Below are 16,831 nucleotides of genomic sequence, written 5' to 3'. Positions count from 1 at the left end.
GGATGGCTTCCCTCGGAGTGACCTCTGGCCTCCCCCTGATTGTGGGGGAGACCCTTTTCGATTGTTTCCCAGACAAGGTGGTGCTGGGCGGTGCGGCTTTGAATGTGGCTTGGAACCTCAAAGGGCTAGGATCCGATCCCGTCTTGCTCAGCCGCGTCGGCCAAGATGAGGCGGCAGAACAGTTGTTGGCGGCGCTGCGGCGGCAGGGGCTGCGTCTGGAAGGGCTGCAGCGGGATCCGCTTCACCCCACCGGCCAAGTCCGGGTCACGCTGGATGGGGAGGGGATTCCGACCTTCGCCATCTTGCCCGACCAAGCCTACGACTACATCCAGTTGGACAGGGCAGCTCTGCAAGCCCTCCGCCCCAGCCTGATCTACCGGGGCAGCTTGGCGGCGCGTCGAGAAGCAGCCCATCGCCATTTTCAGGAGACCCTTCCCACTTTGGGCTGTCCGGTGTTTTTGGACCTCAATCTGCGGGATCCCTGGTGGCGCCCAGGCCCCGTCCGGGAAATGCTGCGCACCTGCGCTTGGCTGAAGCTGAACCAAGAGGAGCTGGAGCAGGTGGTGCAGTTAGAAAGCATCCCCGCCGGCAAGGTGGAGGAACAGGGGCAGGCCTTGCGGGCGCGGTTGAACCTGAGGGGCTTGTTCCTAACGCTGGGGGCGGCAGGTGCATTCCTGTTCACCGGTAGGGGGGTGTATCGGGGGGAGCCGGTGCCGGTGCCGCGGCTGGTGGATACGGTGGGGGCAGGGGATGGGTTTAGCGCGGTGGCCATCCTGGGCCTGCTGCAAGGATGGCCGGAGGCGGTGTTGCTGCAACGGGCGGTGGAGTTTGCGGCGGCCATCTGTGGAGTTGCGGGGGGCGCCCCCCCAGATCCGGCGTTCTATCGCCCCTTCCGGCAAGCGTGGGGGCTGTAGAAGCTACTGGAACTGGCGCCAGTGGAACTGGGCGTAGCGCCCCCCCTTGCTCAGCAACTCGCGATGATTGCCCTCCTCCAACAGTTGCCCCTGCTCGAGGACGAAAATGCGATGGGCGCTGCGCACCGTAGAAAGGCGGTGGGCGATCACAAAAACCGTGCAGCGCTGCATCAACCGCTGCAGAGCTTCCTGCACCAAGGCCTCAGACTCGTTATCCAAAGCAGAGGTGGCCTCGTCCAGGATCAAGATCTTGGGGTTGAGCAACACGGCGCGGGCAATGGCCAACCGCTGCCGCTGGCCGCCGGAGAGGGTAACTCCGCGTTCTCCAACACGGGTGGCGTAGCCATCGGGCAGGCTCTCGATGAAACTGTCGATGTTGGCCACGCGGGCCGCCTGCCGCACTGCTTCCAGGTCAAAGTCCTCTTGGCCGTAGGCGATGTTGCTGGCGATGGTGCCGGAAAACAGGGTAATCTCCTGGGGCACGATGCCGATCTGGCGGCGCAAGCTCTTGAGGGTGACGGTGCGGATGTCGATGCCGTCGATGCGGATGCAGCCTTCCTGGGGATCGTAGAAGCGCGGGATCAGGTTGACCAGGGTGGATTTGCCGGCGCCGGAGGATCCCACCAGGGCGACAATCTCGCCGGGGGCCACCTGGAAGCTGATCTGTTTGAGCACCGGCTGATCTGGTTTGTAGGCAAAGGAAACCTGCTCGAACTCCACCCAGCCTTCAATGGGCGGCATGGGGCGGGCGCCGGGCAGCTCCCGCACGCGGGAGCGGGTATCCAAGAGCTCGAAGATCCGCTCCACCGAGGCTTCCCCCTGTTTCAGCTCGCTGTAGTTGTTGGTGATGTGGACAATGGGGTCGATCAGCATGGCGACCCCGGCAATAAAGCCAAGAAACTGGCTGCCGGTCAGGTTGCCCTTGCTAATCTGCCAGCCCCCCACCCAAAACACCCCCAACACGCTCATGGCGTACAGAAAGCCCACCACCGGGTCTTGGATAGCTTTAACCTGTTCGGTTTGGAAGCGGGCCAGGCGGTTGTTCTCGGCCATGGCGCTGAAGCGGCGGATCTCGTAGTCCTCGGCAGCAAAGGCGCGGGTGAGGCTGATGCCGGCAAAGGCTTCCGTCAGAAGGGAGGACAGGTCGGCCATGCTCTCCTGGTTAAGGCGGGAGCGCAGCAGCAGCCGCTCCCCAAACCAACTGATCAAGGCGCCCATCAGGGGGGCAATCACCAGGGTGGTCAAGGTGAGGATGCCGTTGAGGTAGAACAGGTAGGCCACTACCGCCAAGATGGTGAGCACGCTGGGGATGAAGCGGTGGAAAAAGCGCTGCACCACTTCGCCCACCCGATCCAGATCGCCGGTGAGGCGGTAGACCAGGTCGCCGGTGCGGCTGCCGGAAAAGTAGTCCACATCCAACCCCTGCAAATGGGCGTAGAGCCGTTGCCGCAATTCCAATACCATTTGCAAAGAGGCCTTGGCCATAAGGGTGTCCTGGCCGTACTGGAAGGCGCCGCGCACCAGAAAAAACACCACCCCGATCAAGGCCAAGATCCGCAGTTGCCCCAGATCCCCCGCGCCGATGGAGCGGGCCACCCACTCGATCAAGTAGGCGAGGGCAGGCATAGTGAGGACAAAGCCAAGGGTACAGGCCAGCCCCAGCAGCAACATCCACAGGTGGGGCCGAATGAAGGGAAAAAGGCGGCGATAGCTACGACCCGGATGCACAGATCTCAGAAGAAAGGGCTTCTGCCCCACTCAGCTTACCGGATCGGGCCACAAGCTGCTGCCGGGATCCCTGGCCAGCGGGGTTGTCTCTTAGACGGCTCTGGCTAGCCTAACTTTTGCCCATACCTGGCAAGGGGGGATCCCCTTCTTCGACGGCGTCTGCGCCAACGTCGCCAGCGGGAGACCAGGCAATCGCTGAGGCTGTGGTTCAGCGAACCCAGCTCCAGCCCCATGCCCACCCAAAGCAGCGTCTCTGCGTGCGCATGCAACCCTTGCCAGAGGTGGTTGCGCCAGGCCCAGGGCCGCCACTGCCACCAGCCCAGGCGGGATCCCAGCCAAGCCCCCGGCAGGCCCACCCCCGCCACCCACAGGCCCAGGTAGAGCACGCGCAGGGCAGTGCCGACGATCGGCCCGTGGGACCAGAAGGAGCGGTGTTGCAGGCAGCGGCGGTAGGGGAGCCAAATCCAGCGCAGGAACAGCCAGCGGCGATACTGGCGAGAGTCAGTGTCCAGATCCCCGGAAAACATCAGGCCGCTGAAGAGATAGGCGGATCCCACGGCCAGAGCTACGGCAGCGCTGTTGCCCAACAGGCCGGCTGCCAAAGTGACGCCGGGAGCTGTCCAGAGGGTGATGCGATCGTGGGTGGATCCTAGAGGCATGAAGCCAGCGCAGCGCTCCGCTGCGGCTGAGTCTAGCCGCAGGAGAAGGAAAAAGCTTGCCCTCAGGCCGGGATCCCTCGATTGAGGCGATCCAACACCTGCAACTGCCGGTAGAGCATCTCCACCCGCGGCATCTGAATCCCGCCTTGCTGGGCATAGCGGAGCGGGTTGGCAAAAATAGCCTCCAGTTCCAGGGGACGCTTGCGCTCGTAGTCGATCTTCATGCTGGTTCGGTAGGGGGCCATCTTCTCGGTGCTGGCCAGCATCTCGGAGATCAGGGTCTGCGGGAGGTGGCGGCCACAGGCGGCAGCCCCCTGGATCACCTCGTGCATCAGCGTTTCCGCCAAAGCGCGGGCCTCAGGGTCGCGGATCATTTGCTGGGTATCGGCGTTGAAGATCACCGAGAGGCCGTTGAAGGGAATGTTCCAGACCAACTTCTGCCAGCGGGCCAACATCAGATCCGGAGAAAGAGAGGTCGGGATCCCGGCCCGCTGAAAATCTGCTTGAACTTGTTGAAGGCGAGGCGTGATCCCCTGGGGCGCATAGCCGGGGCCGTATTCCGCCAGCAGCACCGAGCCATAATCCAGATGACAGATGTGGCCGGGGCCGACTTTGTTGGAGCTGATAAAGCACAGCCCGCCGATCACCCGCTCAGGGCCAACCCAGTTGGCAATCTCCGGCTCCGCCCCCAGGCCGTTTTGCAGCAGGATCACCACGCCGTTGTCCGCCAGCACAGGCGGCAGCAACCGTGGCAGGAGGTGATTTTGGGTAGCTTTCAGGGCCACGATCACCCCTTCGCAGACGGGCATCTCCTCCACGGCGGCGTAGGCATTTACCTGGGGTAAGTGAAAGTCGCCCCAGCAGGACTCTACCCACAGCCCTTTCTGGCGCACGTGGTCGTAGTCGCTGTGCAAGAGAAAATGCACCGTGAAGCCAGCCTGTTGCAGTTTTGCCCCGTAAAACCCTCCCAGGGCGCCTGTGCCCAAGACAGCGTAGCGACGGGTTTCCGGCAAGACAGCCATAGCGGCAAAAGTCGGCAGATTATCCCCACCATACCGCACCCCAGGGGCGTCTCAGGCTCACTCTCTGCTGTTTTCCTCAAGTTTGGCGTCGATCAACAACACCCGCTCCTCGCCGTCGGTTTCCCGCAGGTGCACTTTGACGATCTGCTCAGGGGCCGTGGTTAGCTTGTGACCGCAGTAGTCTGGTTGAATGGGAAACTGGCGGTGGCCGCGGTCGATCAACACGGCCAGGCGCACTTGCTCCGGTCGCCCAAAGTGGTTGAGAGCCTCCAGAGCCGCACGGACGGTGCGACCCCGGAAGAGCACATCGTCCACCAACACCACTTCTTGGCCGGTCAGATCCCGCGGCAGCTCGCTGCGATTGGGAGTGCGCAGGCCGCCGGAGCCCAGGTCGTCTCGGAAGAAGGTGATGTCCAGCTCTCCTACCTGCGGTGGGCTCCCGAAGCCGGTGGCGATGCGATCCCGCAGGCGGTAGGCCAAGGGGACGCCGCGAGTGCGAATGCCGATCAACACCAGCCTGTCCAGGTGGGGGTGATCCCTGGCAATTGCTGTAGCCAGAGCGTCGATCAGCTCCGCTATCTGCTGCGCATTGAAGACCTCGACTGTGGACATGGATCCCTGTCCCCCCCTCGCCAGTTGGGACTCAGCTTATAAAAGCCCAAATTAGCCCAATCTGCCGGCGGGATCCCCATCCGGTAGGATAAAAGTAAGAGCAATCCCAAAGCCGTGGAGGTTTCCTGGAGGGATCTGCGATGTCTGTTGCTTGGCCGGCTTCTGGTTTGGTGAGACTGTCCTGGCTGACCCCTTTCCTGCGGGGTGCGGTGTTTTGCGGGCTGATCCTGTGCCTGGGTGTCGCCCTCTTGGGATCCCCGTCCTGGGCAGAAGACTACAGCAAGCGGGATCTGCAGGGGGCGAACTTTGCCGGACAAGACCTGAGCGGCTGGAAATTTCTCAAGGCCAACCTGCGACAAAGCGATCTCAGCCATGTCAAAGCGGCAGGGGCGAATCTGTTTGGAGCCAACCTCAGCAGAGCCAACCTGCGGGGGGCCGATCTGCGCGGCGCCACCTTGGACATGGCCAATTTGCAAGGTGCCGACCTGCGGGAAGCCCAACTGCAGGACAGCATGATGTGGCTGGCGCGGGTGGAAGGGATCGAGATCGAGGGGGCGGATTTCACCAACGCCCTGATCCGCAAAGATGCCCTTGCCATCCTCTGCGAACGGGCCAGCGGCGTTAACCCCGTCACCGGGCGGGCCACCCGCGACACCCTCGGATGCGACTAATCCCTCACCCTCGGACCCTCTCCCCTGAGGGAGAGGGGGGATGGGGAGGCCAGGAACGCCCTGTTTCGCCGCAAAGAGGTGTGGCTCAGGAGGTGGGGGCAGCCGCCTCAGAGCGGGCGGACGGGCGCCGAAACTGGCTGAGAAGCGAGTTCCAGGCCAAGCGGGCCATGGATAGCAGCCAATTGCCCTCCAATTCCTTGAACAAGTCCATGTTGAGCTTGAAGGCGTAGTTGGCTTCCGCCACAATGCGCTCGATGGTGGCCTGATCCAGCTCCAGCGCGTCCAACTGGGCGCGGTAGCGCTGCTTAAACTTGCCCTCGTGGGGGATCTGCTCGAAATCGTAAAAGGCCGTTCCTTCCCCCGGCGGCAGGCCCATGGCCCGGCGGGCGATGTTTTTCAGGATCTGGCCGCCCGAGAGGTCGCCGATGTAGCGGGTGTAGGCGTGGGCAATCAGCAGAACCGGGTCTTTTTCCACCACTTCTCGAATGCGGTTGACATAGACCTGGCAAGCGGGAGAGGGCTTGACCACGGCACGCCAATTGGGGCCGACAAAATAATTCAAGTCCTTCTCCAGGCTGGCCCTGCGCCACAATTCGGGATAGTAAAGCCGGCCCACCAGCGGGTGCTCTCGCAATTGGGCAAAGCCCTCTTCCAGAGCGCTGTAGACAAAGTAAAAGTTGCCCACATAGCGGCTGTAGGCTTTTTTATCCACCACTCCCTTGAGGAAGCACTTGATGAAGGCCATATTCTCGGCCATGGTGTGGGACTGCTTGGTGCCCTCCCGCAACTGAACCGAGAGGCTGGCATGCTGGTGTTTTTGTTGCAGACTTTGACTCACAAAATCCTCCTCGCCAAAAACGGCTGCTTGTGTGAGCTGTTTTCAAAAACATCAATAAAGGTCGCCCTGGCCCCAGAGGCTGTGTAACCCCACTTCAACCCCTTCTCATCTGAATGGATGTGGATCCTGCCGGGGAACGACGCAGACCAGACCTCCACCAGGCTGAGCGCGCCCTCCAACGACTTGACCTAGCCTCCAGGCCCACCCCACTTTTCCAAGCCCTTTGACGACCGGCAAGCGGAGTCGGAGCAGCGGCTGACTTCCCAACGGTCAATGATTAGAATAATCTGCTTAAGTGTGAATGGATGTGAACAATCCTTAAGGCAGGTTGGGGATCGCCCCTGGCTTGGCAGCTTGGCTGGGATCCCAGGGGCCGTTGCCAAAACTTCCCGGATAACCCGGCGGCCCTTGTAACGTTCGTTGACGATCGTTGGCAGGGTTTCTATAATTAGAGGCCTGACTGCAGCGCAACCCCTGCCGAGCAACGCATGACACAATTAGCAGTGCCATCCCCTGCCGCTCCTACCTTGCCTGACCTGGTAGAGATTCAGCGGGAGAGTTTTTTGTGGTTTTTGCGAGAAGGGTTTGAAGAGGAGCTCCTCAGCTTTTCCCCTATCGTCGATTACACAGGCAAGCTGGAGCTGCACTTTCTGCCGGAGTACCGCCCTGGGGATCCCTCCAAAGGGTACAAGATCAACAAGCCGCGCTACGACCCTGAGGAAGCTAAGCGACGGGATGCTACCTACCAAGCGCAAATCCGGGTGCCCACTCGCCTGATTAACAAAGAGACGGGCGAGATCAAGGACATGGACGTCTTCATCGGCGAGCTGCCTTTGATGACGGATCGGGGTACCTTCATCATCAACGGCGCCGAGCGGGTGATCGTCAACCAAATCGTGCGCAGCCCCGGCGTCTACTACAAGTCGGAGCTGGACAAAAACGGTCGGCGCACCTACAGCGCCAGCCTCATCCCCAACCGGGGCGCCTGGCTGAAGTTTGAGACCGACAAAAACGGCCTGGTGTGGGTGCGCATCGACAAAACCCGCAAGCTCTCGGCGGCGGTGCTGCTGAAGGCCTTGGGCCTGAGCGACTCGGAGATCTACGACAGCCTGCGCCACCCCGAATTTTTCCAAAAAACCATGGAAAAAGAGGGGCACTACAGCGAAGAAGAGGCCCTGATGGAGCTGTACCGCAAGCTGCGGCCTGGCGAGCCTCCCACCGTCTCCGGCGGCCAGCAGTTGTTGGAATCCCGCTTCTTCGATCCCAAGCGCTACGACCTGGGCCGAGTAGGGCGCTACAAGCTCAACAAAAAGCTCAATCTCAACGTGGCGGAAAATGTGCGGGTGCTCACCGTCACGGACATCTTGGCCGTCATCGACTACCTGATTAACTTGGAGTACGACATCGGCCATGTGGACGACATCGATCACCTGGGCAACCGCCGCGTGCGCTCGGTGGGCGAGCTCTTGCAAAACCAAGTACGGGTGGGCCTCAACCGCCTGGAGCGGATCATCCGCGAGCGCATGACGGTCTCCGAGTCAGAGAACCTCACCCCGGCCTCGCTGGTTAACCCCAAGCCCTTGGTGGCGGCCATCAAGGAGTTCTTCGGCTCCAGCCAGCTCTCCCAGTTCATGGATCAGACCAACCCGCTGGCGGAGCTGACCCACAAGCGGCGGCTGTCGGCCTTGGGCCCCGGTGGCCTGAGCCGGGAGCGGGCCGGCTTTGCCGTGCGGGATATCCACCCCAGCCACTACGGGCGCATCTGCCCCATCGAAACTCCGGAAGGCCCCAACGCCGGGCTGATCGGATCCCTGGCCACCCACGCCCGCGTCAACCAGTACGGCTTCATCGAAAGCCCTTACTACCGGGTCGAAAACGGCGTGGTGCGCAAGGATCTGGGGATGGTCTACCTCACCGCCGACGAGGAGGACGAGTATCGCGTGGCGCCGGGGGATGTGCCGGTGGATGCCGAAGGCCGCATCACCGCCGACTTGGTGCCGGTGCGCTACCGCCAGGAATTTACCACCGCCCACCCCAGCGAGGTGCACTACGTGCAGGTGTCGCCGGTGCAAGTGATCTCGGTGGCCACCTCCTTGATCCCCTTTTTGGAGCACGACGACGCCAACCGCGCCCTGATGGGGGCGAACATGCAGCGGCAGGCGGTGCCCCTGCTCAAGCCGGATCGGCCTTATGTGGGCACGGGTTTGGAAGCCCAGGCGGCGCGGGACTCTGGCATGGTGGTGGTGTCGCGCACCAGTGGCGTGGTGACCTATGTTTCCGCCGACGAAATCGTGGTGCGGCCAGACGACGGCGGGGATCCGATTGTTTACCGCTTGCAGAAGTACCAGCGCTCCAACCAAGATACCTGTCTCAACCAGCGCCCTCTTGTCTACGCGGGGGATCGGGTGGTGCCCGGGCAGGTGCTGGCGGACGGCCCGGCGACCGAGGGAGGCGAGCTGGCCTTGGGCCAAAACGTCTTGGTGGCCTACATGCCCTGGGAGGGCTACAACTACGAAGATGCCATCTTGATCAGCGAGCGGCTGGTCTACGATGATGTCTTCACCTCGGTACACATCGAGAAGTACGAGATCGAAGCCCGGCAGACCAAGCTAGGGCCGGAAGAGATCACCCGCGAGATTCCCAACGTGGGGGAAGATGCCCTGCGCAACCTGGACGAAAACGGCATTGTGCGCATTGGGGCTTGGGTGGAAGCCGGCGATATTTTGGTGGGCAAGGTCACTCCCAAAGGGGAGTCGGATCAACCGCCAGAGGAGCGGCTGTTGCGGGCCATTTTCGGCGAGAAAGCTCGCGACGTGCGCGACAACTCGCTGCGGGTGCCCAACGGCGAGCGCGGACGGGTGGTGGATGTACGCATCTTTACCCGCGAGCAGGGGGACGAGCTGCCTCCGGGCGCCAACATGGTGGTGCGGGTTTACATCGCCCTCAAGCGCAAAATTCAAGTGGGGGACAAGATCGCGGGCCGTCACGGCAACAAGGGCATCATCTCCCGCATCTTGCCGATCGAGGACATGCCCTACCTGGCGGATGGCACGCCGGTGGATGTGGTGCTCAACCCCTTGGGGGTTCCCTCCCGCATGAATGTGGGCCAGGTGTATGAGTGCCTCCTGGGCTGGGCGGCAGAACACTTGGGGGTGCGCTTTAAGCTGATGCCCTTCGACGAGATGCACGGCCTGGAAGCCTCGCGATTGACGGTGGAGGCCAAGTTGCGGGAGGCCCGTGAAAAAACCGGCAAAGACTGGATCTTCAACCCAGAAGGCAAGTACTGCGGCAAGATCCAGGTGTTCGATGGTCGCACTGGCGAGCCTTTCGACCAGCCGGTTACGGTGGGCCGTGCCTACATGCTGAAGCTGGTGCATTTGGTGGACGACAAGATCCACGCCCGCTCTACCGGTCCCTACTCGCTGGTAACCCAGCAGCCCCTGGGGGGTAAGGCGCAGCAGGGTGGCCAGCGCTTTGGCGAGATGGAGGTGTGGGCTTTGGAGGCGTTTGGAGCGGCCTACATCTTGCAGGAGCTGCTCACCGTCAAGTCGGACGATATGGTGGGGCGCAACGAGGCCCTCAACGCCATCGTCAAGGGCAAGCCCATCCCTCGACCCGGCACGCCGGAATCTTTCAAGGTGTTGGTGCGGGAGCTGCAGTCCCTCTGCCTGGACGTGTCTGTCCATAAGGTGGAGGTGGACAGCGACGGCCAGACCCGCGATGTGGAGGTGGATCTGATGGCCGATGTCTCCAGCCGCCACACCCCCTCGCGGCCCACTTATGAATCCGTTACATCCGAGGATCTTTCTCCAGCGGCAGGAGGAACCTTTACCTTAGCCAGGCGCAGCCGCGAGGAAGACGAAGACAGGGAGGAAGAGGACGATTTTTGATTGATGCCAGGGATCCCATTCGGCTCAGGAGAGGAGGGGTGGGGTTCCTCTCCCCTTCCTTTGTAGTTGCTAGGGCAGCAAGTCAGGAGAACAACGGCAATGGCCAAAACGGAGCAACGCTTTGACTATGTCAAGATTGGGCTGGCTTCTCCGGAGCGGATTATAGAGTGGGGCCAGCGCACCCTGCCCAACGGCCAAGTGGTGGGAGAAGTCACCAAGCCGGAGACCATCAACTACCGAACCCTCAAGCCGGAGATGGATGGTCTCTTCTGTGAGCGCATCTTCGGGCCGGTTAAGGACTGGGAGTGTCACTGCGGCAAGTACAAGCGAGTGCGGCATCGCGGCATTGTCTGCGAGCGCTGTGGGGTGGAGGTGACCGAGTCGCGGGTGCGCCGCCATCGTATGGGCTACATCAAACTGGCCGCCCCGGTCACCCACGTTTGGTACCTGAAAGGGATCCCCAGCCACATCGCCACGCTGTTGGACATGCCGCTGCGGGACGTGGAGCAGGTGGTGTACTTCAACGCCTACGTGGTGGTGGATCCGGGCAACGCTCCCAACCTCTCCTACAAGCAGTTGCTGACCGAGGATCAATACCTGGAGATCGAGGATCAGATGTACGAGGAGGGATCCGAGCTGCAACTGCCGGAGAACTGGGCCATGATCGGGGCGGAGGCCATCGAACGCCTGCTCAAGGATATCGACCTGGAAAAAGAGGCGGAGCAGTTGCGGGAGGAGATCGCCAGCGCCCGCGGCCAGAAGCGGGCGCGCCTAATCAAGCGGCTGCGCGTGATCGACAACTTCATCGCCACGGGAGCCCGGCCAGAGTGGATGGTGCTGCGGGTGCTGCCGGTGATCCCGCCCGATCTGCGCCCGATGGTGCAGTTGGATGGGGGGCGCTTTGCCACCAGCGACCTCAACGATCTCTACCGTCGGGTGATCAACCGCAACAACCGCCTGGCGCGGCTGCAGGAGATCATGGCGCCGGAGATCATCGTGCGCAACGAGAAGCGTATGCTGCAGGAGGCGGTGGACGCCCTGATCGACAACGGTCGGCGGGGGCGCATGGTGGTGGGGGCCAACAACCGTCCCCTCAAGTCCCTCTCCGATATCATTGAGGGCAAGCAGGGGCGTTTCCGGCAAAACCTGCTCGGCAAGCGGGTGGACTACTCTGGGCGTTCGGTGATCGTGGTGGGGCCCAACCTGCGCATGCACCAGTGTGGCTTGCCCAAAGAGATGGCCATCGAGCTGTTCCAGCCCTTTGTGATCCACAAGTTGATCAAGCGGGGCATCGTCAACAACATCAAAGCCGCCAAAAAGCTGATCCAGAGCAATGACCCGCAGGTTTGGGACGTGCTGGAGGACGTAATCGACGGCCACCCAGTTTTGCTCAACCGTGCCCCAACGTTGCACCGCCTCGGGATCCAGGCTTTTGAGCCGATCCTGGTGGAGGGGAGGGCGATTCAGCTCCACCCCTTGGTCTGCCCGGCTTTCAACGCCGACTTCGACGGCGACCAGATGGCGGTGCATGTGCCTCTCTCCTTGGAAGCCCAGGCGGAGGCACGCTTGCTGATGTTGGCCACCAACAACATCCTCTCCCCGGCCACAGGCGCTCCGATTATTACTCCCAGCCAAGACATGGTGTTGGGGTGCTACTATCTGACGGCGGACAATCCCCACGCCCCCGACCTTGGCGATCGTTATTTTGCCAGCCTGGAGGACGCCCTCATCGCCTACGACCGCGGCGTCATCGGCCTGCACAGCAAAATCTGGGTGCGCTACAGCGGCCCGATGGAGTTGGGCAAAGAGGAAAAAGAGTCGGAGCCTCAGATTATCGAGGAGCCGGGCGGCACCCGCCTCAAGATCACCAACTACCGCCGCATCCGCGAGGATCGGGACGGCAACGTGATCAGCCAATACATTCGCACCACGGCGGGCCGGATCATCTTCAACAAAACGGTGCAAGATATTTTGTCTGCTTGAGGCTGCCCCTGTGGACGTTGCCCTTGTCGATGGGTAGCTGGGATCCCTGCCCCCTTGTCCAGAACTGTCAGAGTTATCACCGAGGCATTATGAGCGAAAAAGGACGCTTTTCCGCCGGTCTAGTCCGGCAGGCCGCCGATGGCGCCAAGGCCAAGACCCCGCCGCCCCCTGTACCCTTTCGCAACTATCAAATCGGCAAAAAAGAGCTGCGCAATCTGATTGCCTGGTCGTTTGCTCGCTACGGCACCGCCCGCACCGCTCAGATGGCGGATGCTCTGAAGGCCCTGGGCTTCAAATACGCCACCCAGGCTGCCGTTTCCATCAGCATCGAGGATCTGCGCATTCCACCCAGCAAGCGGCAGTTGTTGGCCCAGGCAGAAGCGGAGATCGAGGCGGCCACGGAGCGCTACACCCGCGGCGAGATCACCGAGGTGGAGCGCTATCAAAAGGTGATCGATACCTGGAACCAGACCAACGACCAGATTAAGGAGGAGATGCTCAGCAACTTCCGCCAGAACGATCCCCTCAACTCCGTGTACATGATGGCCAACTCGGGGGCGAGGGGGAACGTCTCGCAGGTGCGGCAGTTGGTGGGCATGCGCGGCCTGATGGCCAACCCGCAGGGGGAGATCATCGACTTGCCGATTAAAACCAATTTCCGCGAGGGCCTGACGGTTACCGAATACATCATCTCTTCCTACGGGGCGCGCAAGGGCTTGGTGGACACGGCTTTGCGCACTGCCGACTCTGGCTACCTGACCCGCCGTTTGGTGGACGTGTCTCAGGATGTGATCGTGCGGGAATCCGACTGCGGCACCGACCAAGGGATCCTGCTGGAACCCCTGATGGATGCGGACAAGGTGGTGGTGTCGCTGGAGGAGCGCCTGGTGGGCCGGGTGCTGGCGCGGGATGTGGTGCACCCGCAAACCCAGGAGATCCTTGCCCGCCGCAACCAAGAGGTGGATCACGACTTGGCCAAGGCCATTGTGGAGGCCGGCATCCGGCAGGTGATGGTGCGTTCTCCCCTCACCTGCGAGGCCAACCGATCGGTGTGCCGGATGTGCTATGGCTGGAGCCTGGCCCACTCCCGGCTGGTGGATCTGGGGGAGGCGGTCGGGATCATCGCCGCTCAATCGATTGGGGAGCCGGGCACCCAGTTAACCATGCGCACCTTCCACACGGGAGGTGTGTTTACCGGGGAGGTGGCCCGCCAGATTCGCGCCCCCTTTGCTGGCGTGGTGCGGTTCCCGAAAAATCTGCGCACCCGCCCCTTCCGCACCCGCCACGGCGACGATGCCCTGCAGCTAGAAGCGAACAACCAAATTGTCCTGGAAGGGCCAGACGGACAACGGGAAGTCTTCGACATGACGCAGGGATCCACTCTGCTGGTGCGGGACGGGGCCCAGGTGCAGCGGGATCAGTTGATTGCGGAAGTGACTGTAGCCAAGGCCGTGCGCAAGAGCACCGAGAAAGCCCAGAAGGAGGTGGTGGCCGACTTGGCGGGGGAAATCCGCTTTGCCGATCTGCCCATCGAGGAGAAAACCGACCGCCAGGGCAACACCACCTGCACCGCGCAGCGGCAAGGGTTGATCTGGGTGATGTCCGGCCAGGTATACAACCTGCCGCCGGGGGCCGAGCCGGTGGTGAAAAACGGGGATCGGGTGCAGGCGGGGGATGTGATCGCTGAGACCTCGCTGGTAACCGAGCACGGCGGCATCGTGCGGCTGCCGGAGCGCAGCGACACCAAAAGTGGGCGCGAAGTGGAGATCATCAACGCCGCGGTGGTGTTGCACGAGGCGCGGGTGCGGGTGGAATCCCACCAGGGCCGGGAGCAATTTTTGCTGGATACGGCCAGCGGCCAGACCTTTGTCCTCAAGGCCACGCCGGGCACCAAAGTGGGCAACGACGAGGTAGTGGCGGAGCTGATCGAGAACAATTTCCGCACCCAGACGGGCGGCCTGGTGAAGTTTGCCGGTGTCGAGGTGGCCCGGCGGGGCAAGGCGAAGCAGGGCTATGAGGTCATCCGGGGCGGCACCTTGCTGTGGATCCCGGAGGAGACCCACGAGGTGAACAAGGACATCTCCCTGTTGAACGTGGAGGATGGCCAGTACGTAGAAGCCGGCACCGAGGTGGTGAAGGACATCTTCTGCCAAAATGCTGGCGTCGTCGAGGTTATCCAGAAAAACGACATCCTGCGGGAGATCGTCATCAAGCCCGGATCCCTGCATCTGGTGGACGACCCCGCCGACCTGGAAATACCCACCGGCACGCTAATCCAGCCGGGCCAGAAGCTGCTCAGCAGCATCGTCCCTGACCGATTGGTCTATCTGGAGCAGGTGGAGACGCCTGAAGGGCCAGGCCTGCTGCTGCGCCCGGTGTACGAGTACGAGATCCCCGACCGGCCGGTGGTGCCCAGCCAAGAGTCTACCAGCGAGTCTGGCCGCTCCATTCGCCTGCGGGCGGTGCAGCGCGTTCCCTTCAAGGATGGGGAGCGGGTGAAGTCGGTGGGGCCGGTAGAACTGCTGCGCACACAACTGGTGCTGGAGATCGATACCGACGCCCCGCAACTGAAGGCCGATATTGAACTGATCCAAGATGAGAAGGATCCCAGTATCCGTCGCCTGCAACTGGTGATCTTGGAAACCCTGCTGCTGCGCCGAGACGTGGAGGCGGATCTAACCCAGGGGAGTACCCACACGCGGCTGTTGGTGAGCGAAGGAGACAGTATCGGCAGGGGGGGTGTTATCGCCCGCACCGAGATTCAGGCCAAAAAAGCCGGGATCGTGCAGGGGATCCGCCAGGGCGCGGAGGTGGTGCGACGGGTTCTGGTGGTTACCGACGACGACCTGCTGACGGTGCCTCTGACGGGCCAAGCCAGCGTCGAGGTGGGAGCGCTGGTGCGGGCCGGCGACGAGCTGGCGCCGGGGATCCCTGCCCCCGAGTCGGGGCAAGTGATGCAGATCGCCGATGGCCAAGTGGTGTTGCGGTTGGCGCGGCCTTATTTGGTGTCGGCGGGTGCCATTCTGCAGGTGCGGGATGGGGATCTGGTGCAGCGGGGGGATTCTTTGGCCCTCCTGGTGTTTGAGCGGGCCAAGACGGGGGACATCATCCAGGGTCTGCCGCGGATCGAGGAGCTGTTGGAGGCCCGCAAGCCCAAGGAAATGTGTGTTCTGGCCAAGCGGCCCGGCACGGTGCAACTGAGCTGGCGAGGAGAAGAGCCGGATCTGCGGGTCATCGAAGCCGATGGTACGGTTACCGAGTATTCGGTGATGCCGGGGCAAAACCTGATCGTGGTCGATGGCCAGCCGGTACAGGTGGGGGATCCGCTGACCGACGGCCCGGCCAACCCCCACGACCTCTTGGAGATTTACTTTGAGTACCATCGCCAAACCTTGGGCGACGACCAAGCGGCACGGCTAGCCTTGCGGGAGGTGCAGCGCTTCCTGGTCAACGAGGTGCAGAACGTCTATCGCTCGCAAGGGGTGGAGATTGCCGACAAGCACATCGAGATTGTGGTGCGCCAGATGACCTCCAAGGTGCGGGTGGACGACAGCGGCGACACCGTCCTGTTGCCCGGCGAGCTGGTGGAGCTGCGGGAAATCCAGCAGACCAACGCTACCATGGCCATCACCGGCGGGGCGCCGGCTAAGTACACGCCCGTTCTGCTGGGGATCACCAAGGCCAGCTTGAACACCGACAGCTTCATCTCGGCGGCCAGCTTCCAGGAGACCACGCGGGTGCTGACGGAGGCGGCCATCGAAGGCAAGTCCGACTGGCTGCGGGGCCTGAAGGAGAACGTGATCATCGGGCGCTTGATCCCGGCGGGCACGGGCTTCAGCACCTACGAGGAGATGGCGCCAGAACCGGAGCCGGAGGAAGAGGAGGAGCCTGTTGTGCTGCCAGAGCTGCCGCCTCGCCTGATCTTGGATGACGACCAGCTCATCGACGACTCCACCCCCGTTGACGAGCCGACGGAGGATGAGGGAGAAGAAGAGTGAGGCGTTGGCGGATCACCAGCCCTGGGCGGCGCTACAGGCTGAGATCGTCGCTTGCCGCCGCTGTCCCCGCCTGGTGGCTTGGCGAGAGGCGGTTGCCCAGCAAAAGGTGGCCCGTTTTTGTGACCAGCTCTACTGGGGCCGACCGGTGCCGGGGTTTGGGGATGTGCAGGCGCGGCTGTGGGTGATCGGCTTGGCGCCGGCAGCCCATGGGGGCAACCGCACCGGGCGGGTGTTTACGGGGGATCCCAGCGGGGATTGGCTATTTCGCGCTCTGCGCCGGGCCAGGTTTGCCAATCAACCCATCTCTCTGCACCGGGAAGATGGCCTGCAATTGCGGGATTGCTACATCTCAGCCGTGATGCGCTGCGCGCCGCCGCAGAACCGCCCCACCGCCGCAGAAGCCAAGACCTGCCTGGGCTATCTGAGACAAGAGCTGGAGCTGTTGACCCAGGTGCGGGTCATCTTGGCGTTGGACCATAACCACATGCCATGGCCATGACGACCTTGCTGAGCCGC

Annotated in this window: 11 protein-coding genes; 6 read left to right on the top strand and 5 right to left on the bottom strand. The window is 62.5% G+C overall.

Going from position 1 to position 16,831, the window contains the following annotated elements; all coding sequences use genetic code 11:
• Positions 1-2: 2 nt before the first annotated feature.
• On the top strand, positions 3-914 hold the full coding sequence (locus SYN60AY4M2_RS05870; protein ID WP_041438075.1) for a PfkB family carbohydrate kinase: 912 nt from the start codon (positions 3-5) through the stop codon (positions 912-914).
• Between the two features lie 3 nt (positions 915-917).
• On the opposite strand, the gene SYN60AY4M2_RS05865 is transcribed toward SYN60AY4M2_RS05870, so the two are convergent.
• The 4 genes from SYN60AY4M2_RS05865 to pyrR form a co-directional block, all read right to left on the bottom strand.
• On the bottom strand, positions 918-2,642 hold the full coding sequence (locus SYN60AY4M2_RS05865) for an ABC transporter ATP-binding protein (protein ID WP_011429311.1): 1,725 nt from the start codon (positions 2,640-2,642) through the stop codon (positions 918-920).
• Positions 2,643-2,746: 104 nt separating this feature from the next.
• Positions 2,747-3,301 carry a metal-binding protein gene (locus SYN60AY4M2_RS05860; RefSeq protein WP_011429312.1) on the bottom strand — a complete coding sequence of 185 codons (555 nt, stop codon included), beginning with the start codon at positions 3,299-3,301 and terminating at the stop codon, positions 2,747-2,749.
• 62 nt (positions 3,302-3,363) lie between these two features.
• A complete protein-coding gene (locus SYN60AY4M2_RS05855; protein ID WP_011429313.1) occupies positions 3,364-4,323 on the bottom strand; it encodes a putative 2-dehydropantoate 2-reductase in 960 nt (319 codons plus the stop codon).
• A gap of 57 nt (positions 4,324-4,380) precedes the next feature.
• On the bottom strand, positions 4,381-4,935 hold the full coding sequence (gene pyrR / locus SYN60AY4M2_RS05850) for a bifunctional pyr operon transcriptional regulator/uracil phosphoribosyltransferase PyrR (RefSeq protein ID WP_011429314.1): 555 nt from the start codon (positions 4,933-4,935) through the stop codon (positions 4,381-4,383).
• Positions 4,936-5,075: 140 nt separating this feature from the next.
• Here pyrR and SYN60AY4M2_RS05845 point away from each other — a divergent pair, with 140 nt between their 5' ends.
• Positions 5,076-5,606 (top strand): pentapeptide repeat-containing protein, encoded by a 531-nt coding sequence (locus tag SYN60AY4M2_RS05845; protein ID WP_099812490.1) that lies wholly within the window; start codon positions 5,076-5,078, stop codon positions 5,604-5,606.
• A gap of 85 nt (positions 5,607-5,691) precedes the next feature.
• On the opposite strand, the gene SYN60AY4M2_RS05840 is transcribed toward SYN60AY4M2_RS05845, so the two are convergent.
• Complete coding sequence (locus SYN60AY4M2_RS05840) at positions 5,692-6,444, bottom strand: biliverdin-producing heme oxygenase (RefSeq protein ID WP_276307359.1); 753 nt, start codon at positions 6,442-6,444, stop codon at positions 5,692-5,694.
• A 488-nt stretch (positions 6,445-6,932) separates the two neighbouring features.
• On the opposite strand from SYN60AY4M2_RS05840, the gene rpoB reads away from it, so the two are divergent.
• The 4 genes from rpoB to SYN60AY4M2_RS05815 all read left to right on the top strand — a co-directional run bounded on the left by rpoB (position 6,933) and on the right by SYN60AY4M2_RS05815 (position 16,814).
• Positions 6,933-10,334 (top strand): DNA-directed RNA polymerase subunit beta, encoded by a 3,402-nt coding sequence (rpoB, locus tag SYN60AY4M2_RS05830; protein ID WP_099812488.1) that lies wholly within the window; start codon positions 6,933-6,935, stop codon positions 10,332-10,334.
• A 99-nt stretch (positions 10,335-10,433) separates the two neighbouring features.
• The gene (locus SYN60AY4M2_RS05825; RefSeq protein ID WP_011429318.1) at positions 10,434-12,317 is read left to right on the top strand and encodes a DNA-directed RNA polymerase subunit gamma; all 1,884 of its coding nucleotides are present in this window, start codon (positions 10,434-10,436) and stop codon (positions 12,315-12,317) included.
• An 89-nt stretch (positions 12,318-12,406) separates the two neighbouring features.
• Positions 12,407-16,315 carry a DNA-directed RNA polymerase subunit beta' gene (locus tag SYN60AY4M2_RS05820; protein ID WP_011429319.1) on the top strand — a complete coding sequence of 1,303 codons (3,909 nt, stop codon included), beginning with the start codon at positions 12,407-12,409 and terminating at the stop codon, positions 16,313-16,315.
• The gene (locus tag SYN60AY4M2_RS05815; RefSeq protein WP_011429320.1) at positions 16,296-16,814 is read left to right on the top strand and encodes a uracil-DNA glycosylase; all 519 of its coding nucleotides are present in this window, start codon (positions 16,296-16,298) and stop codon (positions 16,812-16,814) included. The genes SYN60AY4M2_RS05820 and SYN60AY4M2_RS05815 overlap by 20 nt, the downstream gene beginning before the upstream one ends.
• Positions 16,815-16,831 lie beyond the last annotated feature (17 nt).

Origin of the sequence: Synechococcus sp. 60AY4M2 (assembly GCF_002760375.1) — a bacterium.
Taxonomy (GTDB): domain Bacteria; phylum Cyanobacteriota; class Cyanobacteriia; order Thermostichales; family Thermostichaceae; genus Thermostichus.
Note: the sequence above shows the minus strand (reverse complement) of the source record. Positions and strands in the feature narration are given on the sequence as shown.